General features: G+C 67.9%; 19 protein-coding genes. 12 read left to right on the top strand and 7 right to left on the bottom strand.

Annotated elements, in window-relative coordinates; genetic code table 11:
* Nucleotides 1–52: 52 nt before the first annotated feature.
* The 5 genes from ACEQX1_RS00600 to doeB are packed head-to-tail and all read left to right on the top strand — an operon-like array spanning nucleotide 53 to nucleotide 5,025.
* Complete coding sequence (locus tag ACEQX1_RS00600) at nucleotides 53–829, top strand: ectoine utilization protein EutA (RefSeq protein WP_370192831.1); 777 nt, start codon at nucleotides 53–55, stop codon at nucleotides 827–829.
* 4 nt (nucleotides 830–833) lie between these two features.
* Nucleotides 834–1,820, top strand: coding sequence for a hydroxyectoine utilization dehydratase EutB (gene eutB / locus ACEQX1_RS00605; protein WP_370192832.1), 987 nt, complete (start codon nucleotides 834–836; stop codon nucleotides 1,818–1,820).
* Nucleotides 1,820–2,812, top strand: coding sequence for an ectoine utilization protein EutC (eutC, locus tag ACEQX1_RS00610; RefSeq protein ID WP_370192833.1), 993 nt, complete (start codon nucleotides 1,820–1,822; stop codon nucleotides 2,810–2,812). The genes eutB and eutC overlap by 1 nt, the downstream gene beginning before the upstream one ends.
* Nucleotides 2,813–2,835: 23 nt before the next feature.
* Nucleotides 2,836–4,017, top strand: coding sequence for an ectoine hydrolase DoeA (gene doeA / locus ACEQX1_RS00615; protein WP_188077137.1), 1,182 nt, complete (start codon nucleotides 2,836–2,838; stop codon nucleotides 4,015–4,017).
* 3 nt (nucleotides 4,018–4,020) lie between these two features.
* Nucleotides 4,021–5,025 carry a N(2)-acetyl-L-2,4-diaminobutanoate deacetylase DoeB gene (gene doeB, locus ACEQX1_RS00620; protein ID WP_370192834.1) on the top strand — a complete coding sequence of 335 codons (1,005 nt, stop codon included), beginning with the start codon at nucleotides 4,021–4,023 and terminating at the stop codon, nucleotides 5,023–5,025.
* A 22-nt stretch (nucleotides 5,026–5,047) separates the two neighbouring features.
* Here the strand turns inward: doeB and ACEQX1_RS00625 are convergent, their stop codons facing one another.
* Entirely contained in the window at nucleotides 5,048–5,782 is a 735-nt protein-coding gene (locus ACEQX1_RS00625; protein WP_370192835.1) for a response regulator transcription factor, read from the bottom strand.
* A gap of 39 nt (nucleotides 5,783–5,821) precedes the next feature.
* Nucleotides 5,822–7,753, bottom strand: coding sequence for a PAS-domain containing protein (locus ACEQX1_RS00630; protein WP_370192837.1), 1,932 nt, complete (start codon nucleotides 7,751–7,753; stop codon nucleotides 5,822–5,824).
* A gap of 206 nt (nucleotides 7,754–7,959) precedes the next feature.
* On the opposite strand from ACEQX1_RS00630, the gene ACEQX1_RS00635 reads away from it, so the two are divergent.
* The 7 genes from ACEQX1_RS00635 (at nucleotide 7,960) to ACEQX1_RS00665 (ending at nucleotide 16,250) form a co-directional block, all read left to right on the top strand.
* Nucleotides 7,960–8,781 carry an ABC transporter ATP-binding protein gene (locus ACEQX1_RS00635; RefSeq protein ID WP_024351099.1) on the top strand — a complete coding sequence of 274 codons (822 nt, stop codon included), beginning with the start codon at nucleotides 7,960–7,962 and terminating at the stop codon, nucleotides 8,779–8,781.
* Nucleotides 8,778–10,760, top strand: a complete 1,983-nt coding sequence (locus ACEQX1_RS00640) for an AMP-binding protein (protein WP_370192840.1) — start codon at nucleotides 8,778–8,780, stop codon at nucleotides 10,758–10,760. The genes ACEQX1_RS00635 and ACEQX1_RS00640 overlap by 4 nt, the downstream gene beginning before the upstream one ends.
* Nucleotides 10,757–11,650 carry a branched-chain amino acid ABC transporter permease gene (locus tag ACEQX1_RS00645; RefSeq protein ID WP_228240866.1) on the top strand — a complete coding sequence of 298 codons (894 nt, stop codon included), beginning with the start codon at nucleotides 10,757–10,759 and terminating at the stop codon, nucleotides 11,648–11,650. The genes ACEQX1_RS00640 and ACEQX1_RS00645 overlap by 4 nt, the downstream gene beginning before the upstream one ends.
* A complete protein-coding gene (locus tag ACEQX1_RS00650) occupies nucleotides 11,650–12,711 on the top strand; it encodes a branched-chain amino acid ABC transporter permease (protein WP_024351096.1) in 1,062 nt (353 codons plus the stop codon). Before ACEQX1_RS00645 ends, ACEQX1_RS00650 begins: the two co-directional genes overlap by 1 nt.
* A gap of 107 nt (nucleotides 12,712–12,818) precedes the next feature.
* Nucleotides 12,819–14,051 (top strand): ABC transporter substrate-binding protein, encoded by a 1,233-nt coding sequence (locus ACEQX1_RS00655; RefSeq protein ID WP_188077141.1) that lies wholly within the window; start codon nucleotides 12,819–12,821, stop codon nucleotides 14,049–14,051.
* A 71-nt stretch (nucleotides 14,052–14,122) separates the two neighbouring features.
* Nucleotides 14,123–14,956 carry an ABC transporter ATP-binding protein gene (locus ACEQX1_RS00660; RefSeq protein WP_370195415.1) on the top strand — a complete coding sequence of 278 codons (834 nt, stop codon included), beginning with the start codon at nucleotides 14,123–14,125 and terminating at the stop codon, nucleotides 14,954–14,956.
* Nucleotides 14,957–15,011: 55 nt separating this feature from the next.
* On the top strand, nucleotides 15,012–16,250 hold the full coding sequence (locus ACEQX1_RS00665; RefSeq protein WP_370195414.1) for a phenylacetate--CoA ligase family protein: 1,239 nt from the start codon (nucleotides 15,012–15,014) through the stop codon (nucleotides 16,248–16,250).
* Nucleotides 16,251–16,276: 26 nt separating this feature from the next.
* Here the strand turns inward: ACEQX1_RS00665 and ACEQX1_RS00670 are convergent, their stop codons facing one another.
* From ACEQX1_RS00670 to mmsA, 5 genes are all read right to left on the bottom strand, one after another.
* The gene (locus ACEQX1_RS00670; protein WP_370196409.1) at nucleotides 16,277–16,924 is read right to left on the bottom strand and encodes a 2-dehydro-3-deoxy-6-phosphogalactonate aldolase; all 648 of its coding nucleotides are present in this window, start codon (nucleotides 16,922–16,924) and stop codon (nucleotides 16,277–16,279) included.
* Nucleotides 16,921–17,832 carry a 2-dehydro-3-deoxygalactonokinase gene (locus ACEQX1_RS00675; protein WP_370195412.1) on the bottom strand — a complete coding sequence of 304 codons (912 nt, stop codon included), beginning with the start codon at nucleotides 17,830–17,832 and terminating at the stop codon, nucleotides 16,921–16,923. Before ACEQX1_RS00675 ends, ACEQX1_RS00670 begins: the two co-directional genes overlap by 4 nt.
* The gene (locus tag ACEQX1_RS00680) at nucleotides 17,829–18,779 is read right to left on the bottom strand and encodes a Gfo/Idh/MocA family protein (RefSeq protein ID WP_370195411.1); all 951 of its coding nucleotides are present in this window, start codon (nucleotides 18,777–18,779) and stop codon (nucleotides 17,829–17,831) included. Before ACEQX1_RS00680 ends, ACEQX1_RS00675 begins: the two co-directional genes overlap by 4 nt.
* Before the next feature lie 73 nt (nucleotides 18,780–18,852).
* Entirely contained in the window at nucleotides 18,853–20,064 is a 1,212-nt protein-coding gene (mmsB, locus tag ACEQX1_RS00685) for a multiple monosaccharide ABC transporter permease (RefSeq protein WP_188077147.1), read from the bottom strand.
* Entirely contained in the window at nucleotides 20,057–21,607 is a 1,551-nt protein-coding gene (gene mmsA / locus ACEQX1_RS00690; protein ID WP_024351088.1) for a multiple monosaccharide ABC transporter ATP-binding protein, read from the bottom strand. Before mmsA ends, mmsB begins: the two co-directional genes overlap by 8 nt.
* Between the last annotated feature and the right edge of the window lie 121 nt (nucleotides 21,608–21,728).

Raw genomic sequence — 21,728 nt, forward strand, 5'->3', positions numbered from 1 at the left:
AGCATCAGGCCATGGCGACAAAACTCTGTTTTCCCTGTTGAAAGTTTCTGCCATGAGCGTCCCGATCACCACCTCGGATCTGCCTCTCGCTCTCGACGAGCGGGCTTGCGAGCGCCGGGTCGGCCTGATTCTTCTGGCGACCGACCAGTCCACCGAGGCCGATTTCACGCGCATGGTCGCCTCCGACACGATCCATGTCTTCGGCACCCGCATCGAGTTCGCCAATCCCACCACGACGGAGAACCTTCGGGCGATGAAGCCGCGCCTCGCCGCCGCGGCTGGGCTGCTTTTGCCCGGCGAGGCCTTCGACGTGATCTGCTTCTCCTGCACCTCCGGAACCGTGCTGATCGGCGACGACGAAATCGCCGCGGCCATCCACGCCTCCAAGCCCGAAGCCGCCGTCGTCACCCCGCCGGCCGCCGCCGCCATGGCCCTGCGCGCCCTCGACGCCCAGAAGATCAGCGTCCTGACGCCCTACGTCGTGCCGGTCGGCGAACTGATGGCGAATTATTTCGTCGATGCCGGCTTCACGCTGGAAAACTTCACCTGCCTCGAGATGGAGGACGACGGCGACATGGCCCGGATGTCGCGGGCGAGCCTGGTCGAGGCGGCCGTCGCCGCGACCGCTCCGTCCGCCGAGGCCCTGTTCATCTCCTGCACGGCCCTGCGCTCGGCCGCCGCGGTGCCGGAGATCGAGGCGCGCATCGGCCGGCCGGTCGTCACCAGCAATCTGGCGACGGTCTGGGCGACGCTCGGCCATTGCGGCGCCCTCGCCGCACGACCGGACGCCGGCCGCCTGATGGCGCGGTCCCTGCCCGCCGCCGCGTGACGTTATGGGGATCGTGACGCTCACCGACATCGAAGCTGCCGCCCGCCGGATCGAAGGCCGCGTCCGGCGCACGCCGGTCGATCTCTCGCCGAGCCTGTCCGTCCGGGTCGGCGTGCCGGTCCATCTGAAGCACGAGCACCGGCAGATCACCGGCGCCTTCAAGCTGCGCGGCGCGACCAACGCCCTGCTCCAATTGACGCCAGAGCAGCGCGCGAAGGGCGTGACCGCTGCCTCGACCGGCAATCATGGTCGGGCGCTGGCCCATGCGGCGGCCGCCGAGGGCGTGCGCTGCATCGTCTGCATGTCGGCGCTGGTACCGCGCAACAAACTCGATGCCATCGCCGCGCTGGGCGCCGAGATCCGGATCGTCGGCCGGTCGCAGGACGAGGCCCAGATCGAGGTCGACCGGCTGGTCGCCGAGGAAGGCATGACCAATGTGCCACCCTTCGATCATCCGGCCATCGTGGCAGGCCAGGGCACGATCGGCCTGGAGATCGTCGCCGACCTGCCGGACGTCGAGACGGTGCTGGTGCCACTGTCGGGCGGCGGTCTCGTCGCCGGCATCGCCGCGGCGGTGAAGGGCCTGCGCCCGGATGTGCGGGTGATCGCCATCTCCATGCGCCGCGGCGCCGCCATGCAGGCGAGCCTCGCCGCCGGCCATCCGGTCGAGGTAGAGGAATTGCCGACCTTCGCCGATTCCCTCGGCGGCGGGATCGGTCTCGGCAACGCCTGGACCTTCGAGGCCGTGCGCAGCCTCGTCGACGAGGTGGTGCTGCTCGACGAGGCGGAAATCGCTGCCGGCATCCGCCACGCCTATACCGAGGAGCGCGAGATCGTCGAAGGCGGCGCCGCCGTCGGCATCGCGGCGCTTCTGGCCGGCAAGGTGCGGCCGAACGGGCCGACGCTGGCGCTTCTGTCGGGCCGCAACATCGACATGCAGCTGCATCGCGCCATCCTCAATGGGGCGAACACGCTGGAGGAGGCTGCCTGATGCCGCAGATGCGCATCCTCACCGAAACCGATCTGCGCGGGCTGGTGCCGCTCGATCTCGAGGCCATCGCCGCCGTCGAGGGCGCCTTCGAGGCGCTGGCGACCAAGGCCGTGGCGATGCCGCCGATCCTGCGGCTCGACATTCCCGAGCATCGCGGCGAGGTCGACGTGAAGACCGCCTATGTGCCGGGCCTGTCCGGCTTTGCCATCAAGATCAGCCCGGGCTTCTTCGACAATCCGAAGCTGGGCCTGCCGAGCGTCAACGGCATGATGGTGCTGCTGTCCTCCACCACCGGGCTGGTCGAGGCGCTGCTACTGGACAACGGCTATCTGACCGACGTGCGCACGGCCGCGGCCGGCGCGGTCGCCGCCCGGCATCTCAGCCGGCCGGATTCCAGCATCGCCGCAATCTTCGGAGCCGGCGTCCAGGCGCGGCTGCAACTGAAGGCGCTGACCCTTGTGCGGCCGATCACCGAAGCGCGGATCTGGGCCCGCGACGCCGGCAAGGCGGACAGAGCGGCGGCCGAGCTTTCGGCGGAGCTGGGGATCGCGGTCACCGCCGTCGCCGACGGCGAGCGGGCCGTTGCGGGCGCCGACATCGTGGTGACGACGACCCCGTCGGAAACGCCGATCCTGATGGCGGGCTGGCTGGCGCCCGGCCAGCACGTGACCGCCATGGGCTCCGATGCCGAGCACAAGAACGAGCTCGATCCGGCCGCCATCGCGCGCGCCGACCTCTATGTCGCCGACAGCCTGTCGCAGACCCGGCGGCTCGGCGAACTGCACCATGCGATCGCCGCCGGCGCGGTCTCTGCGGACGCGCCTTCCGCTGAACTCGGCGCCATCGTCGCCGGCCGCAATGCGGGTCGTCCCTCGCCTGAGGCCCTGACGATCTGCGATCTGACCGGCACCGGCGTCCAGGACACCGCGATCGCCACCCTGGCCAACGACCGGGCGGTCGCGGCCTCTGCCGGCACATCCTTTACCAGCTGACCCCTCCGACCACAGGTGCACCCATGCGTGAGCCGCGATTCAAGTTTACCCGACCGGAATATGCCGAGCGGCTGGAAAAGACCCGGGCGGCGATGGCCGAGAAGGACATCGAACTCCTGTTCGTGTCGGACCCGTCGAACATGGCGTGGCTGACCGGCTATGACGGCTGGTCCTTCTACGTCCACCAGGGCGTGCTGGTGCCGCCGGAGGGCGACCCGGTCTGGTTCGGCCGGTCGCAGGACGCCAACGGTGCGCGCCGCACCGCCTATATCGGCAATGACAACATCGTCGGCTATGCCGACCACTACGTGCAGTCGTCGGAACGCCATCCGATGGACTACCTCGCCACGGTGATCAAGGATCGCGGCTGGGCGAACCTCTCCATCGGCGTCGAGATGGACAATTACTGGTTCTCCGCCGCCGCCTTCCTGTCGATGCAGACCTATCTGACCGAGGCGCGCTTCGTCGACGCGACCGGCCTCGTCAACTGGCAGCGCGCGGTCAAGAGCACGCAGGAACTGGAATATATGCGCATCGCCGGGCGCATCGTCGGCGCGATGCACAAGCGCATCCTGGAGAAGGCCGAGCCGGGCATCCGCAAATGCGATCTCGTCGCCGAGATCTGGGACGTCGGCACGCGCGGCGTCGACGGCTATGGCGGCGACTACCCGGCCATCGTGCCGCTGCTGCCGTCGGGGCTCGACGCCTCGGCGCCGCACCTGACCTGGGACAATTTGCCGATGGAGCGCGGCGAAGGCACCTTCTTCGAGGTCGCCGGCTGCTACAACCGCTATCACTGCCCGCTGTCGCGGACGATCTTCCTCGGCAAGCCGCCCCAGAGCTTCCTCGACGCCGAGAAGGCGACGCTGGAGGGCATGGAGGCGGGCCTCGAGGCGGCCAAGCCCGGCAACACCTGCGAGGATCTGGCCAATGCCTTCTTCGCGGTACTCAAGACCTACGGCATCATCAAGGACAACCGCGCCGGCTATCCGATCGGCCTGTCCTATCCGCCGGACTGGGGCGAGCGGACCATGAGCCTGCGTCCCGGCGACCGCACCGAGCTGAAGCCCGGCATGACCTTCCACTTCATGACCGGCATCTGGCAGGAGGACATGGGCATCGAGATCACCGAGTCGATTGCCATCACCGAGACCGGCTACGAGCTTCTGGCCGACGTGCCGCGCCAGCTCTTCGTGAAGGACTGAGCCATGCGGCAGGACAATCTGGCGCCCTCGCCGCTGGTGGAGACGGTCGACTTTCAGGCCGAGGGCATCCAGCACGGCTTCCTGCGGATGCCCTACAGCCGCGACGATTCGGCCTGGGGCTCGGTGCTGATCCCGATCACCGTCGCCAGGAACGGCGACGGTCCGACGGCGCTCCTGACCGGCGGCAATCATGGCGACGAATATGAGGGGCCGATCGCGCTGTTCGACCTCGCCCGGCGGCTGACCCTGGAGGAGATCACCGGCCGGGTCATCATCCTGCCAGCGATGAACTATCCGGCCTTTCGCGCCGGCACGCGGACCTCGCCGATCGACAAGGGCAATCTGAACCGGCTGTTTCCCGGCTCCCCGGTCGGCACGCCGAGCCAGAAGATCGCCGACTACGTAACCCGCTATTTGCTGCCGATGGCGCATGTCGTGCTCGACTTCCATTCCGGCGGCAAGACGCTGGACTTCCTGCCCTTCGCCGCCGCCCATGCGCTGGACGACAGCCGGCAGGAAGAGGAGTGCATCGCGGCCGTGGCCGCCTTCGGCGCCCCCTGGTCGGTGAAGATGCGCGAGATCGACGCGGTGGGCATGTTCGACACCACGGTGGAACAGCTCGGCAAGGTGTTCGTGACGACCGAACTCGGCGGCGGCGGCACGGCGACGGCCCAGAGCGCCGGCATTGCCAAGCGCGGCGCGGCCAATCTCCTGCGCCATGCCGGCATCCTGTCGGGCGCGGTCGAGGAACGGCAGACCCGCTGGCTCGACATGCCGTCGGACGACTGCTTCACCTTCTCGGAGATCGACGGGATGATGGAGCCGCTGGTCGATCTTGGGGACTCGGTCCGCAAGGGCCAGCCGATCGGACGAGCCTGGCCGATCGACCGCACCGGCGTCGCGCCCTACGAATACACCGCCAAGATGGACGGCATCCTCGCGGCGAGGCACTTCCCCGGCCTCGTCAAGGCGGGCGACTGCATCGCCGTGCTCGGCGTCACCGACTGACGGCGCGCGAACAGCCGCGCAGTCAGCCGACCCAGTCGACCCGCGTCGCGAAGACATAGCCGGCGCCATAGACGGTGCGCACATGGACGGGCTTCTTCGGGTCCTCGTCCAGCTTCTTGCGAAGCCGCGAGACGCGCACGTCGACGCTGCGATCAAAGGCCTCCTCGCCGCTGGCCGAGAACAGCTCCAGCAGGAAGTCGCGGCTGAGCACCCTGCCCTGCGCTTCCAGGAAGGCGCGCAGGAGTTCGGCGTCGGAGCGTGACAGCGGCTGTTCGGCGCCGCCGGGCGCACGCAGGGTCAGCGAGCCGAAATCGGCCCGCCAGCCGGCGAATTCGGCAATGTCGGTGCGCGCCGTCGCGCCGGCGCGCTGCGTCGGGTGGCCCTCGCGGTTGCGCGACGTGCGCCGCAGGACGCTGCGGATACGGGCGGCCAGTTCCAAGGGCTCGACCGGCTTGGTCAGGTAGTCGTCGGCGCCGCTTTCCAGCCCCTGCAACCGGTCGTCCAGCGCGCCGCGGCCGCTGACGATGACGATCGGCAGGCCGTGGCGGCCGAGTTCGTCCTTCAGGAGCGCCAGCCCGTCGCCGTCGGGCAGGCCGAGATCGACGATGCACAGATCCGGCGGCGCGGCGCCGAGCTGGCGGCGGAACTCGGCGATCCGCTGGAAGGTCGCGACCACGAAGCCCTGCTCGGTCAGCTCGCGGGCGAAGACGGCCGCGAGATCGCGGTCGTCCTCGAGGATGAAGATGCGCTCATGCATCCGTCGGCACCCTCCGGGCACGGCTCGGCTCCGGCATGGTCAGGCTCCCGCCGTGAAAGCGGAGACGATGGCCCGCCGCTCGAACGGTTTCTGCAGGACGCGCACCCGCGGCGAGAGATCGGCCCTTATGCCGTCCTGGCCGAAGCCGGTCATCAGGACGATCCGCTTGCCCGGATGGCGGCGCTCGATCTCGGCAGCGAGGTCGATGCCCGACATGCCGCCCGGCATGGTGATGTCGCTGAGGACGAAATCGATGCCATCCACCGCTTCGAGAAGCTGCAACGCCTCGGCCCCGCCGCTCGCCTCGATCAGCCGGGCCCCGCAGCCGAGGAGATCGCGGCGCAGCACGGTGCGGACCTCCTCGTCGTCGTCGACCAGCAGCACGAAGCGGTCCTTCAGCCCGTCGGAGCAGTCCAGGGCCGCATCGCTTCCGGCTGCTGTCCTGTCTTCTGCCGGCACCTCTGCGGCGGGCAGGCGCAGGGTGAAAGTCGTGCCCTCACCGGGCGCCGTGTCGAGCGCCACCGTGCCGTGCGAGGCGGTGACGAAGCCCTGCACCATGGTCAGGCCGAGACCGGAGCGTTCGGTGCCGGTCTTGGTGGAGAAGAAGGGTTCGAAGATCTTCCGCCGCGTGGCCTCGTCCATGCCCTTGCCGTCGTCGGCAACGACGATCACGACCGCGCCGCTCGCCGCGTCGTTTTCCGCCGCCACCCGGATACGGCCGCCGGTCAGGCAGGCATCGGCGGCGTTGACCACGAGATTGATCAGGCTGGCTTCGAGCTGGGCGGGATCGACGAAGGCGTAAGGCGTGCCGTCGGTCTCCACCACGATGCAGGTGCCGTCATGCAGCGACGGGCGCACCAGTTCGACGATCGTGCGGATCGTCTCGCCGATATCGACCACGGCGGGCTCCAGCGGCTGGCGACGCGCGACCGCCAGAAGCCGCCGCATCAGGTCGGCGCCGCGCCGCGTGGCGCGGATGGCCGGCTCCAGCATCTCCGCCTTCAGAACCGGATCGTCGATCCTGGCCACGAGCGGCGTCAGATTGCCGAGAATGATAGTCAGGAGATTGTTGAAGTCATGGGCGATGCCGGACGAAAGCTGGCCGAGCGTTTCCATCTTCTGGGCCTGCAGGAGTGCTGCCGCGGCCTCCTTTTCCTTGGTGACGTTCACCGTCAGCACGTAGAAGCCGCGCGGCGTGCCGTCGGGGTCGCGGTCGGGCCGGAGAAAGGTCCGCGTGTCGAGAACCCGCCCGTCCGGAAAGGCGATCTCCTGGTCGAAGTCGAGCGCCTCGCCGGTCTTGGCGCGGGCGAAGAACGGCCGCACGCGGGCCATGGTGGCGGCGCTCAGCACCTCGTCATGGCGCAGGCCGGGGATCGCGTCCGGTGACAGGCCGTAGGCCCGGGCGAAGCGGCGATTGACGAAACGGAACACCTCGTCCCGGTCGAGATAGGCGATGCCGGCCGGCACCTCGTTGGCGATCAGCCGCAGCCGCTCCTCGCTGCGCCGGAGATCCTCGGTCTGACGCAGGAGCCGCTGCTCCAGCCGCAATTCGCGCCGGCGCTGGTCGGTGATGTCGGTATAGACGGTGGCAAAGCCTCCCTCGGGCAGCGGCCAGCCGCTGACCCGGATGACGACGCCGTTGGGCCGGGTGCGCTCCAGCGTGTGCGGCTCGAAGCGCCGGGCCGCCGCGACCCGGTCGGCGACCATCGCCTCGATGTCGCCATGGCCGTATTCGCCATGGGCCGCATTGTGCCGGACGATCGTCTCGAAATGCGTGCCCGGCTCGGCCAGCGCCTGCGGCAGGCCGACCAGTTCCACCAGCCGGCTGTTGGCGAAGACCAGCTTCAGATCCGGCCCGAACAGGGTGATTCCCTGATCGAGCCGGTCGAGCCCGGCCATCAGCATGGCGAGTGTTCCCGCCTGCCCCCGCTCGGATGCCGCGACGCCCGCGCCCGTCTGTCTCTCTCCCAACGCCGCCGATGCCTCCCTGTCCGGCCACGCGGCAGCCTAGCAAGGCGCAACCGCCATTGCATCGCTTCTGGAAAAACTCTCGCAACAATTGCCTGCCAGCGTGACACAGTGCCCTCGGGAGCGGGCATCGAAACGTGGGCCGCACGGCACAGCAGCCGGTGCCCCGCGGACAGGTCGGCGGGCAGAGGCCGACGGGAGGATGAATTGTGACGTCAGGCGAACGCCTCCTGGAGGTCCGTGATGTCTCGCTGCGCTTCGGCGGCGTGCGCGCCCTGAGCAATGTCAGCTTTCACGTCGAGGCCGGCGAGCTGTTCTCGATCATCGGGCCGAACGGCGCCGGCAAGACCTCGATGCTCAACTGCATTTCCGGCCGCTACAAGCCGACCGAGGGCGACGTCCTCTACAAGGGCGGCTCGCTGCTGAAGCGCTCGATCAACGATCGCGCCCGCCTCGGCATCGGTCGCACCTTCCAGAACCTCGCGCTGTTCGGACATATGAGCGTCCTCGACAACATCCTCGTCGGCCGCCACCACCGTCTGAAGAACAACCTTTTCACCGGCATGGCCTACTGGGTCGGCGGTGCCCGCACCGAGGAACTGGCCGAGCGGCGGCGGGTCGAGGAGATCATCGACTTCCTCGAGATCCAGCATGTGCGCGGCGAGCCGGCTGGCACCCTCTCCTACGGGTTGCGCAAGCGGGTCGAGCTGGCCCGCGCCATGGCGATCGAGCCGGAGCTGATCCTGCTCGACGAGCCGATGGCCGGCATGAATCTGGAAGAGAAGGAAGACATCGCCCGCTACGTCGTCGCGCTGAACCAGGAATTCGGCATGACCATCGTGATGATCGAGCATGACATGGGTGTCGTCATGGACCTGTCGGACCGGGTGATCGTGCTCGATTTCGGCAAGGTGATCTCCGCCGGCACGCCCGACGCGGTGCTGGCCGACGAGCACGTCAAGCGCGCCTATCTCGGCGAGGACGACGAGACGCTGGACGCGCTGGCCGCCGAGACGGGAGAACCGGCATGACCGCCCCCCTCGCCGTCAGCGGATCGGAGCTGCCCTGGCCGGACGACACGCCGGAGGTGAAACAGGCCGCCGGTCTCGACACCCTGCCGAAGCTTCTCGCCCACAACGCCCTCCTGCACCCCAAGGCCATCGCCCAGCGCGAGAAGGAATTCGGCATCTGGGTGCCCTATGACTGGGAGAGCGTCGAGACGCATGTCGCGCGCATGGCCGTCGGCTTCGCCGGCCTCGGCCTCGGTCCCGGCGACATCGTCGCGCTGATCGGCGACAACCGGCCGGAATGGGTCTGGGGCGAGGTCGCCGCCCATGCCTGCCGGGCGATGAGCCTCGGCATCTATCGCGACGCGCTGGAAGAAGAGATCCGCTACCTCTTCGACTACGCCCAGCCGAAGATCGTCGTGGCCGAAGACGAGGAGCAGGTCGACAAGCTGCTCGCCCTCGGCGACGCCATCCCGAGCGTCGTCGCCATCGTCTACACCGACCCGCGCGGCATGCGGAAATACAACGATCCGCGGCTGATCCCGATCGAGACGCTGGAAGCGGCCGGCAAGGACGCGCTCGACCTCTCCCCCAATCTGTGGCGCGACATGGTCGGCGCGACGCGCGGCGAAGACGTCGCGATCCTGTGCACCACCTCCGGCACCACGGCCCATCCCAAGCTGGCCATGTGGACCGGTACCGCCTTCATCGGCCATGCGGCGAGCTATCTGCGGGCCGACCCGCGCGGACCCGACGACGAATATGTAGCAGTCCTGCCGCTCTCCTGGGTGATGGAGCAGATGTATTCCGTCGCCTGGAACTTCCTTGCCCGGATGAAGGTGAACTTCCCCGAGGAAGAGCAGACCACCATGGCCGACCTGCGCGAGATCGGGCCGACCTTCGTCCTGTTCTCGCCGCGCGTCTGGGAAACGGTCGCCGCCGACATCCGCGCCCGGATCATGGACAGCAAGCGCTGGAAGCGCGCGATCTACGACTGGGGCGTCGCCAAGGGCATGGCCGCGGTCGAGCATGGCGGCCATTCGGGCGCTGCGGACCTTCTCCTGTTCCGGCACCTGCGCGACCGGCTCGGCTTCACCAATCTGAAATCCGCGGCCACCGGCGGCGCCGCCATGGGGCCCGACACCTTCCGCTTCTTCCAGGCCATGGGCGTGCCGCTCAAGCAGCTCTACGGCCAGACCGAGGCGATGGGCGCCCATACCATCCACAAGGATGGCGAGGTCGACAACGAGACGGTGGGCTATCCGATGCCCGGCTGCGCGCTGAAGATCCGCGACCCCGATCCCGAGGGGCTCGGCGAGGTGCTGGTCAAGCATCCCAACATGATGAGCGGCTACTACCGCAACGAGGCCGATTCCGCGGCCAGCCTCGATGCCGAGGGCTGGTTCCAGACCGGCGACGCCGGCTACCTGACCGAGAAGCGCCACCTCGTCGTCATCGACCGGATCAAGGATCTGGCAACGACGGCGAAGGGCGTGCGCTTCTCGCCGCAATTCATCGAGAACAAGCTGAAATTCTCGACCTATGTCGCCGAAGCGGTGATCCTCGGCAACCGGCGGGACTATCTGACCGCGATGATCTGCATCCGCTTCCCGATCATCTCGAAATGGGCGGAGGAGCGGCGGATCTCCTTCACCACCTATTCAGACCTCGCCGCCCGGCGCGAGGTCTACGACCTCCTGCGCGCCGAGGTGGAGCGGGTCAATGCGACGCTGCCCGCCCAGCAGCGGATCGCGAGGTTCCTGCTTCTCTACAAGGAGCTCGACGCCGACGACGGCGAGCTGACCCGCACCAAGAAGGTCCGGCGCAGCGTGATTGCCGAGAAATACGAGGACATCATCGCCCGCCTCTACTCCGGCGCCGACCACGTCGACGTCGACACGGTGATCCACTTTCAGGACGGCTCGAAGCAGCGGATCGTCACCACGCTGCCGATCGAGACCCTGGTACCGGATGCGGGCCACAGGCAGGAGGCAGCCGAATGAACACCGAACTCCTTCTCCAGCTCGTCATCAACGGCGTCATTGTCGGCATGCTCTACGGCATCGTCGCGATGTGCTTCGTGCTGATCTACAAATCGACCCAGGTGGTGAATTTCGCGCAGGGCGAATTCGTCGTCCTCGGCGCCTGGGTGTGCCTTGCCCTCGTGGTCTCCCTCGGCCTGCCCTTCTGGCTGGCCTTCGTCTTCTCCCTCGTCTTCATGACGCTGTTCGGCATTCTGGTGCAGGTGCTGCTGCTGCGCCCGCTCGTCGGCGAGCCTGTGATCTCGGTCATCATGGCGACGATCGGCCTGTCGATCTTCATGCGGGCGCTGATGAACTGGATCTTCGGCAACAACGCGGTGCGCTTCCCGCAGGTCTTCGACCGGAGCACCGTCTCCATCGGCGGCCTCAACGTCGAGACCGCCTATCTGATGAGCCTCGTCCTGTCGCTCATCGTCATGGTGATGTTCTTCTGGTTCTTCCGCTATTCGCGCTGGGGCCTCGCCATGCGCGCCACCGCCTACAACCAGCAGGTCGCCCAGTCGCTCGGCGTCAATGTCGGGCGCGTCTTCGCCATGGCCTGGGCGATCTCGGCGGTGGTGTCGGGGATCGCCGGCGTGGTCATCGGCCTCGTCAGCGCCGTGTCCAACTCGCTGGCGATCATCGGCATCAAGGTGTTTCCGGCGGTCATCGTCGGCGGCCTCGACTCCATCGTCGGGGCGATCGTCGGCGGCCTGACCATCGGGCTTCTGGAGAACCTCGCCGAATTCGTCGACGGCCAGTATCTGCAGGTCGGCAACATGTACCAGGTCGCGCCCTTCTACGTCCTGATCGTGATCCTGATGATCCGTCCCTACGGGCTGTTCGGCACGCCCGACATCGAGCGCATCTGATGGCCCACGTTCCCAATCCGCGCCCGGCGGGCGACTTCCGGACCAGCTACAAGGCAGACCAGTCGCTGTTCCGCACCCATTTCGAGCAATGGGCGGTGGTCACGCTGGTCGTGCTGGTGGCGCTGATGCCGCTGGTCTTCGGCGGCTATGTCCTGTCGCAGATGATCCTGATCGGCATCTACGGGATCGCCGCTTTGGGCCTCAACGTCCTCACCGGCATGACCGGGCAGATCTCGCTCGGTCATGGCGCGTTCTTCGGCTTCGGCGCCTTCGCCTCGGCCTGGATCGCGTCCAAGGGCATCCCCGTGCTCATCGCCATCCCGCTCGCCGGCCTGATGACGACGGCGGTCGGCATGATCTTCGGCATCCCGGCGGCGCGGCTGAAGGGCCTCTATCTGGCCATCGCCACTCTCGCCTCGCAGTTCATCCTGGAGGATTTCTTCGGCCGGGCGGCATGGTTCACGGGCGGCCCCTACGGCTCGCTGGCCGAGACCGCGACCCTGTTCGGCTTTCCGCTGAACACCGACGAGCGCTATTTCTACCTCGTCCTGTTCTGGGTGGTGATCTGCTTCCTGGCGGTGGCCAACCTCGCCCGCACCCGGGACGGCCGGGCGCTGGTGGCGGTGCGCGACCATTATCTCTCGGCCGAGATCATGGGCATCAACCTGACCCGCTACCGGATCATGTCCTTCGGCATCTCCAGCTTCTTCGCCGGCATCGGCGGCGCCCTCTACGGCCATTATCTCGGCTTCGTCTCCGGCGAGGGCTTCACCATTCTCCTGTCGATCGAGTTCCTGGCGATGATCATCATCGGCGGCCTCGGCTCGGTCTCGGGATCGCTGCTCGGCGCGGCCTTCATTCTGCTCCTGCCGCAGGTGATGGAGATCTTCGCCAACGGCCTCGCCGACGTGTTTCCCGCCATCGCCCAGGGCACCGCCTACATCAAGCAGATGTCGGTGGGTGCGGCGATCATCCTGTTCCTCGTGCTCGAGCCGGAAGGGCTTGTCCATCGCTGGCGGCTGATGCGGGCCAGCTGGAAGCTCTTCCCCTTCTCGCACTAGCCATCTTGCCCCGAACCCGGCGTCAGACCGGACGGGCACCCCGGGTCCGGCGGGCTTCGCGGCACCGCCGCCTTCGGATCGAACCAGTCCGCGAACGGGAGGAAGACATGACCAAACTGAAGATCCTGGCCGGCGCGGCGCTCGCCGCCGGCACCATGCTCGGCACCGCGCACGCGCAGGACAGCGTGCTCGTCGGCCATCTCGCCGACTATACCGGCCCGACCTCCTTCGTCGGCAAGCAGTATGCACCGGGCGTGACCGACGCCTTCAAGCAGATCAATGCCGATGGCGGCATCGACGGCACCATGGTCGAGCTCGACACGGTCGACTACGCCTACAAGGTCCCCGAGGCGATCTCGCTCTACAAGCGCTGGATCGGCAACGGCATGGTCGCGCTGCAGGGCTGGGGCACGGCCGACACCGAGGCGCTGATCACCTTCATCACCCGCGACGAGATCCCCAACATCTCCGGCTCCTATTCGGCCCACCTGACCGATCCGAGCGGCAAGAACCCCAACACCAAGCTGCCGGCGCCGTTCAACTTCTTCTACGGGCCGTCCTATTCCGACGCCTGCCGGGCGCTGGTGCAGTGGGCCTCAGAGGACGCCAAGGGCAAGGGCATCGACAACCCGACCTTCGTCCATACCGGAGACAACCATCCCTATCCGAACGCCCCCAAGGAGGCCTGCGCCGCCTATGCCGAGGAGCTCGGCATGACGGTCGCGCCGCCGGTGGTGGTGCCGCTGGCACCGGGCGACTTCAAGGCCCAGTGCCTGACCATCAAGGATACCGGCGCGCAATACGTCTACATGGGCAATCTCGGCGGTTCGGTCGTCTCGCTGATCAAGTCCTGCAACACGGTCGGCGTCGAGGCGACCTACATGGGCAACCCCTGGGCGGGCGACTACCAGACGGTGGAAGCGGCCGAGGCGCAGAACCTGATCTTCCCGACCTCGACGCCGTTCTACGGTGCCGACGTGCCGGGCATGGCGCTGGTCAAGACCATCCTCGAAAACGGCGGCGGGCAGGTCGGCGACCGGCCGACCCACCATTACCTGCGCGGCGTCTGCGCGGCCTACTACATGAAGGAAGCCATGGAGTGGGCGAAGGCCAATGGCGGCATCACCGGCAAGGGCATCCGTGACGGCATGTACCAGAAGAGCGAGTGGGTGCCCGAGGGGCTGGAAGGCGTCTGCCTGCCCTCGACCTGGACCCCCGAGGATCATCGCGGCCTGATGACCGTGGCGATCAATTCCGGCTCGATGACCGACGGCAAGGCGGAGATCGAGGAGATCGCCGAGATCGACCTGCCGCGCCGCGACGACTGGCTCGGCCAGTAAGCCCGACCGCATCGGCCGGGGCGCTCGATGTCCCGGCCGGCCGCATCCAGGGAAACGAAAAGGGTCGCCCCATGACCGTCGCAGAGCCACTTTCCGCCCCCGAGCCCCTGTCGGCGCCGGCCGAGGACATTCTCGCCCTCAACAATGTCGAGGTGGTCTTCAACGATGTCATCCTCGTCCTGCGCGGCATGTCGATGGCTGCCAAGCGCGGGCAGATCACGGCCCTGCTGGGCGCCAACGGCGCCGGCAAGTCGACGACGCTGAAGGCGATCGCCGGCCTGCTGCACACCGAGGACGGCGCCATCACCCGCGGCTCGGTCTCCTATGAGGGCCAGGACATCACCCGCATGTCGCCGGACCAGAAGGTCTGCAACGGCATCTTCCTGGTCATGGAAGGCCGCGGCATCGTCCAGGACATGACGATCACCGAGAACCTGCGGCTCGGCGCCTTCACCCGTCCGAAGGCCAATATCCGCGAGGAGATCGAACAGGTCTACGAGTTCTTCCCGCGGCTGCGCGAGCGCAGCGGCCTGGCCGGCTATCTGTCGGGCGGCGAACAGCAGATGCTGGCGATCGGCCGGGCGCTGATGGCCAAGCCCAAGCTGATCCTGATGGACGAGCCGTCCATGGGCCTGTCGCCGCTCCTGGTAAAGGAGGTGTTCGGCATCATCCGGCGGCTGAACCGCGAGCTCGGCATCTCGATCCTGCTGGTCGAGCAGAACGCCAACATGGCGCTGAAGGCGGCGGACTACGGCTACATCATGGAGAACGGCAAGATCGTCCTCGACGGCACCGGCGCCGAGCTCGCCGACAACGAGGACGTCAAGGAATTCTATCTCGGCGGCGGCGAGCGGCGCTCGTTCAAGAACGTCAAGAGCTTCCGCCGGCGCAAGAGATGGCTGTGACGGCGCCGCGCGCCCTGCCCCCGACCTGCACAGAACGATCCCGGAAGGCTCCGGCATGAGCGACTATTTCGACGACCGCGAGACCCGCGCCCCCGCCGCCCGCGAGGCCAACCTGTTTGAGCGGCTGCGCGTACAGTTGCGGCATGCGATCGCCACGTCGCCGCATTACGCCGGCAGCCTCGCCGACATCGACCCCGACACCATCGGCAACCGGGCAGCGCTGGCTGCGCTGCCGGTCCTCTACAAGTCCGACCTGATCGAGATGCAGGAGGCCCACTCACCCTTCGGCGGGCTGACGCCGCGCAGCGCCGGCGGCTTTCGCCGGCTGTTCCTGTCGCCCGGCCCGATCGTCGAGCCGGAGGCCGAACACGAGCACTGGCGCATGGCCCGGGCGCTTCATGCCGCCGGCTTTCGCCGCGGCGACATCGTCGCCAACTGCTTCGCCTACCATCTGACGCCGGCGGGCTTCATGTTCGACCACGCCGCCGCCGCGATCGGCTGTGCGGTGTTTCCGGGCGGCGTCGGCAATACCGAGACGCAGGTCGAGGCCTTCGCCCGGCTTGGGGTCCGCGGCTATATCGGCACGCCGGACTTTCTGAAGATCATCCTGGAAAAGGCCGATGCGGCCGGCGTGGCGCTGGGCTCGGTGACCAGGGCGCTGGTCAGTGGCGGACCGCTGTTTCCCAATCTGCGGCAATGGTACGCCGAGCGCGGCATCGCGGTGCGCCAGTGCTACGGCACCGCCGAACTCGGCCTGATCGCCTATGAGGCGGCCGGCCCCGGCGACGGCATGGTGATCGACGAGGACGCGCTGGTAGAGATCGTACGCCCCGGCACCGGCGATCCGGTTCCCGACGGCGAGGTCGGCGAGGTCGTGGTGACCACCTTCAACGCCGCCTACCCGCTGATCCGCTTTTCTACCGGCGACCTGTCGGCGGTGATGACCGGGCAAAGCCCCTGCGGGCGCACCAACCGCCGGCTGAAGGGCTGGATGGGCCGGGCCGACCAGACCACCAAGGTGCGCGGCATGTTCGTGCATCCGCGCCAGGTCGCCAACATCGTGCGGCGCTTCCCGCAGATCGCCCGGGCACGGCTGGAGGTCGGCGAGGATGGCGGCCGCGACACGCTGCTGCTGCATATCGAGAGCGCCGAGCGCGGCGCGGCCTTCGCCGAGACGGTGGCCGAGGCGATCCGTGCCGAATGCCGGGTGCGCGGCGAGGTCGCCTTTGCCGAGGACGGCGCCCTGCCCAATGACGGCAAGGTCATCGACGACAAGCGCGCCCTCGGCGTTTGAGTCGGGGGGCGTTGTCTAGAGGACGCCTACTGCGCTGCGGGGAACGCCGCGTCATAGGCGGCGACCGCCTTGTCGGCGCGTGTGCGCACCGTCGCCGCATCGTCGCCCGGCTTGTAGAGCGACGAGCCGAGCCCGAAATGCCGGACGCCGATGGCGCCATAGGCGGCAAAGTCCGCTTCCGAGACGCCGCCGACAGCACCGACCGCGAGGCCCTTGGGCAGCACGGCGCTGATCGCCTTGATGCCGTTCGGCCCGAGGACATTCGCCGGGAAGAATTTCAGCGCCGAGGCCCCTGCCGCCGCCGCTGCCAGCGCCTCGGTCGGGGTGAAGACGCCGGGCATGGTCACCATGCCGTGGACCGCCGCGCGATGCAGCACCGCCGGGTCGACATTCGGGCTGACCAGCAGCCGGCCGCCTGCCGCGTGCAGCCGGTCGGTGTCGTCCGGTGTCAGCACGGTGCCGGCGCCGATCAGCACGCCATCCGGCGCCATGCGGGCCGCGGCGGCGATCGAGGTGAAGGCGTCCGGCGAGTTCAGCGGAATCTCGATGGCCTCGAAGCCGGCCTCCAGCAGCGCGCCGACGACCGGCTCGCACTCGTCCGGCGTCAGGCCGCGCAGGATCGCGACGAGGTCGCGCTTCAGCGTCGGCCATGGAGCGGAGCGAAGGTCGGTCATGCGAGGATCTCCCTGGCGGCGGCGAAGAGGCCGCGGCGCACCGCCGCGTCCGCATCGGCGGCCACGGCTTCGATGCCCGCCAGTTCGCATGCCACCGTATAGATGTCGAGGAGCTGTCCCGAGGCGACCAGCGTGACCGCCGGCGTCGCGCCGAAGCGGCTGCGGGCGCCGGCGAATTCAAGGCCGAGAACGAGGCCGGAGAGTTGCGATCCGCCGTCGCCGCCCGCACCGACATCGAGGAGCCCGCCGGCCCGGATCGCGAACATGCGGTTGGTGGCTTCGGCGGGCGATTCCAGCCCGGCCCGGAAGCCGTCGGCAAAGCCGGCCCGATCGAAGGGCGCGGCCGGATCGGCCACCGAATGGCGCAGGATGGTGTGCTTGGCCACCGCGGCGAAGAGGTCGCCGGTGATGAAGGTGGCAAAGCCGGCGATGCGGCCCGCCTCCAGCGCGACCCATTTGGAATGGGTGCCCGGCATGCAGACGAGATCGCGGCCATCGCCGCCGCCCCGCTCGGGCAGGCCGAGGATCTGGGTCTCCTCGCCGCGCATGACATCGGGCGTCGACGCGTTGCGCTGCGCGACGCCCGGCAGGATGTAAACGGGACGCTCCAGCCCCGGCACGCGGCAGGCGCTCGCGGCGATGGAGGCGGCGGTCGCCGGGGTCTCGACATAGGGCGCCTCGACCCAGCCCTGGCGCGCACCGACCATGCCGCAGGCGATGACCGGCAGATCGGCGGCTGCACCGACGGTCGACAGATGCGCGTCGAGGATGGCGGCAAAGCCGTCCGGCCCGGCGGTGAGCATGCCCTCGCCGCTGCGGCGTTCGGCGAGGATCTCGCCGGCGGCGTCCAGCAGCCAGAGACGGAAGCTGGTGGTGCCCCAGTCGACGGCCGCGCAATAGGCGTTCATGCAGTGTCCCGGTTCGGTTGGTCGTGGAACGGCTCGACCGTCAGATGACGGCCCAGCATGAACGCGTCGGCGACATGGCGGAGCGGCGCGAGATCCACGTCGGACCCGCCGCTCGCCACCAGTTCGGCGAAGCGTGCATAGATGCCGTCATATTCGGCTTCGGCCTGATCGACCACCGATTCCCCGTCGATCCACAGGCGCGCGCCGCCCGACGACAGGAGAAGATCGCCGGCATCGGTGCCGACATGGATGTCCCAGGTCTGCGGCCCGGTCTGGCGCCAGTCGAATTCGGCAGTCATCGCCGCACCGGACGCGCCGGCAAAGCGCAGCGAGGCGGCGATGGGCGCGGCACGGTTCTCGGGGAAGGACAGTTCGCCGCCGGTCAGGAACATTGGCTCCGGCAGGATGTCCGTGACGATCGACAGGGCATTGATGCCCGGATCGAAGACGCCGAGCCCGCCCGGCTCCCAGATCCAGTCCTGGCCCGGATGCCAGTGGCGGACATCCTCCTTCCACTCCACCCGCACCGATCGCACCTGCCGTCCGGCAAGCCAGCGACGCGCGGGCGCGACGCCGGGGGCAAAGCGCGAATGCCAGGTGGCGAACAGGCTGACGCCTTGCGTCTCCGCCAGATCGGCGAGATGCACGACCTCGGACAGCGTGGCGCCGGGCGGCTTTTCCAGGAGCACGTGCTTGCCCCGGCGCAGCGCGTCAGCCGCCATGGCGTGACGCACCTGGGGCGGCACGCAGAGGGCGACCGCATCGATCTGCGGCATGGCGTCGAGCATCTCGGCGGGCGTCGCAAAGCGCGCGACCCCGTCGACAGACGCGCTGCGGCTCGCCGTCGCGACGAGCTCGAAGGCCGGGTTGCGGCGGATCGAGGGAATATGCTGGTCGCGGGCGATCTTGCCGACGCCGACGAGGCCGAGCCGGATCGGCGCGGTCATCGGGAGAGGCTCGCCGCAAGCCGACGATCGTCAGGCCGGGCCGCAGGCGGTTCTGGTTGGCGGCGCACCAGGCTCACCCCTTGTTCTTGTTGTAGACGTCGAAGATGACGGCGAGCAGCAGGACGAGGCCCTTGATGACCTGCTGGTAGTCGATGCCGATCCCCAGGATCGACATGCCGTTGTTCATCACGCCCATGATGAAGGCGCCGATCACCGCGCCGACGATGGTGCCGACGCCGCCAGACATGGAGGCGCCGCCGATGAAGACCGCGGCGATGACGTCGAGCTCGAAGCCGAGGCCGGCCTTGGGCGTCGCGGTGTTGAGGCGCGCGGCGAAGACGAGGCCGGCCAGCGCCGCCAGCATGCCCATATTGGCGAAGGTCAGGAAGGTCAGCCGCTCGGTCTTGATGCCGGAGAGCTTGGCCGCCTTCTCGTTGCCGCCCAGGGCATAGATGCGCCGGCCGACGGTCGTGCGCGAGGTGACGAAGGAATAGAGTGCGATCAGCAGCGCCATGACGATGAGGACGTTCGGGAAGCCCCGGAAGGTCGCGAGCATCCAGGCGAGATAGAGGATCGCGCCGACGACGATGACGATCCGCGCCGCGAAGAAGGCGAAGGGCTCGTCCTCGCCGCCATGGGCCTGGCTGCGCATGCGTGCACGCACCGCCAGGAACAGGATCAGCCCGGCCAGCGCCACGCCGAGAGCCAGCGACAAGAGGTTGATGTCCTCGCCGCCGAAGAGGTCCGGCAGGAAGCCCGAGGAGATCAACTGAAAGCCGCGCGGGAACGGCCCGACCGACTGGCCGGCCAGGAGCCAGAGCGTCAGACCCTTGAAGACCAGCATGCCGGCCAGCGTGACGATGAAGGAGGGAATGCGCCAATAGGCGATCCAGTAGCCCTGCATGGCGCCAATCACCGCGCCGACGAACAGGCAAATGACCCCGGCCAGGACATAGTTCATGTCCCAGTTGACGATCATCACGGCGGCCAGCGCGCCGACGAAGCCCAGCACCGAGCCGACCGACAGGTCGATGTTGCCCGACACGATCACCAGCAGCATGCCCAGGGCCATGATGATGATGTAGCTGTTCTGCAGGACGAGGTTGGTCAGGTTGATCGGCTTCAGGAGAATGCCGTCGGTCATGATCTGGAAGAAGGCCATGATGACGACGAGCGCGACGAGAATGCCGTATTCGCGCATGTGCCGCCGCACGAAGCCCCAGGACGCGCCGGGTGCGGCCCGGTCCTTTTCCAGATCGATCTGCTGCGTCGCCTGATCAGACATCGCTGTTTCCTCGGTTTCGGTGCCCGGCGCGGATGATCATCGCCATGATCTTCTCCTGCGTGGCTTCTGACGTGGGGAGTTCGCCGACGAAGCGGCCTTCGTTCATGACGTAGACGCGGTCGGTGATGCCGAGCAGCTCGGGCATTTCCGACGAGATCACGATGATCGCCTTCCCGCTGGCGGCGAGCTGGGCGATGATCGCGTAGATCTCATATTTGGCGCCGACATCGATGCCGCGCGTCGGCTCGTCGAGGATCAGCACCTCCGGACCGGCGAACAGCCATTTCGACAGCACCACCTTCTGCTGGTTGCCGCCGGACAGGTTGATGACCTCCTGGCCGATGCTCGAACTCTTGATGCGGACCCGGTCGCGATAGTCGCGCGCGACGGCCGTCTCCTTCTCGGAATCGAGCACGATGCCGTTGGCGACGCCCGGCAGATTGGCCAGCGGAATGTTGCGCCGGATCGTCTCCTCGAGGACGAGACCGTAGGTCTTGCGGTCCTCGGTGACGTAGCAGAGGCCGTTGTCGATCGCCCGCGAGATGGTCGAGACGTCGACCTTGCGGCCGTCGATCTTCACCTCGCCGGAAATGTTGACGCCATAGGCGCGGCCGAACAGGCTCATGGCGAGCTCGGTGCGCCCGGCCCCCATCAGCCCGGCAATGCCGACCACCTCGCCGCGCTTCACATGCAGGCTGACATCGTCGACCACCTTGCGATCGGAATGGATCGGGTGGTGCGCCGTCCAGTTCGACACCTCCAGCACCGTCTCGCCGATCTTCGGCTCGCGCGGCGGAAAGCGGTCGGTGAGGCTGCGGCCCACCATGTCGCGGATGATGTCGTTCTCGCTGATCGTGCCGGTGCCGCAGTCGAGCGTCGAGACGGCGCTGCCGTCGCGCAGGACCGTGATGGTGTCGGCGACCTTGGCGATCTCGTTCAGCTTGTGGGAGATCAGAATCGAGGAGATGCCGCGCGCCTTGAACTCCAGGAGCAGCTTCAGCAGCGCCTCGGAATCAGTCTCGTTGAGGCTCGAGGTCGGCTCGTCGAGGATCAGGAGCTTGACCTCCTTGGACAGCGCCTTGGCGATCTCCACCAGCTGCTGCTTGCCGAGGCCGATATCGGTGACCAGCGTCGTCGGCGATTCCTTCAGCCCGACCTTGGCGAGCAGCTCGCGGGTGCGCGAGAAGGTCTCGTTCCAGTCGATGATGCCGTTCGTCGCCCGCTCGTTGCCGAGGAAGATGTTCTCGGCGATCGACAGGAGCGGCACCAGCGCCAGCTCCTGGTGGATGATGATGATGCCGAGGCGTTCGGAATCGGAAATGCCGGAGAAGCGGCACTCCTCGCCCTGATAGGTGATGGCGCCGTCATAGGAGCCGTGCGGATAGACGCCGGACAGCACCTTCATCAGCGTCGACTTGCCGGCACCGTTCTCGCCGACAAGAGCGTGGATCTCCCCGGCCTCGACGCTCAGGCTGACATCGTCCAGCGCCTTCACACCCGGGAAGGTCTTGGTGATGTTGCGCATTTCCAGGATGGTCGTCATGGCGGCTCTTCCGGCAGATCGGCAGCCGCGGGCGGCGCCTCGATCCGAATGGATGGGTCACGGCGCTTCGGCCGTCCGTCTGGAAGCCGCGGCCGCTCTGGTGAACGGCCACGGCATGGCA

The organism is Aurantimonas sp., from assembly GCF_964217435.1.
In the GTDB taxonomy this organism is placed as follows: Bacteria; Pseudomonadota; Alphaproteobacteria; order Rhizobiales; family Rhizobiaceae; genus Aurantimonas; species Aurantimonas coralicida.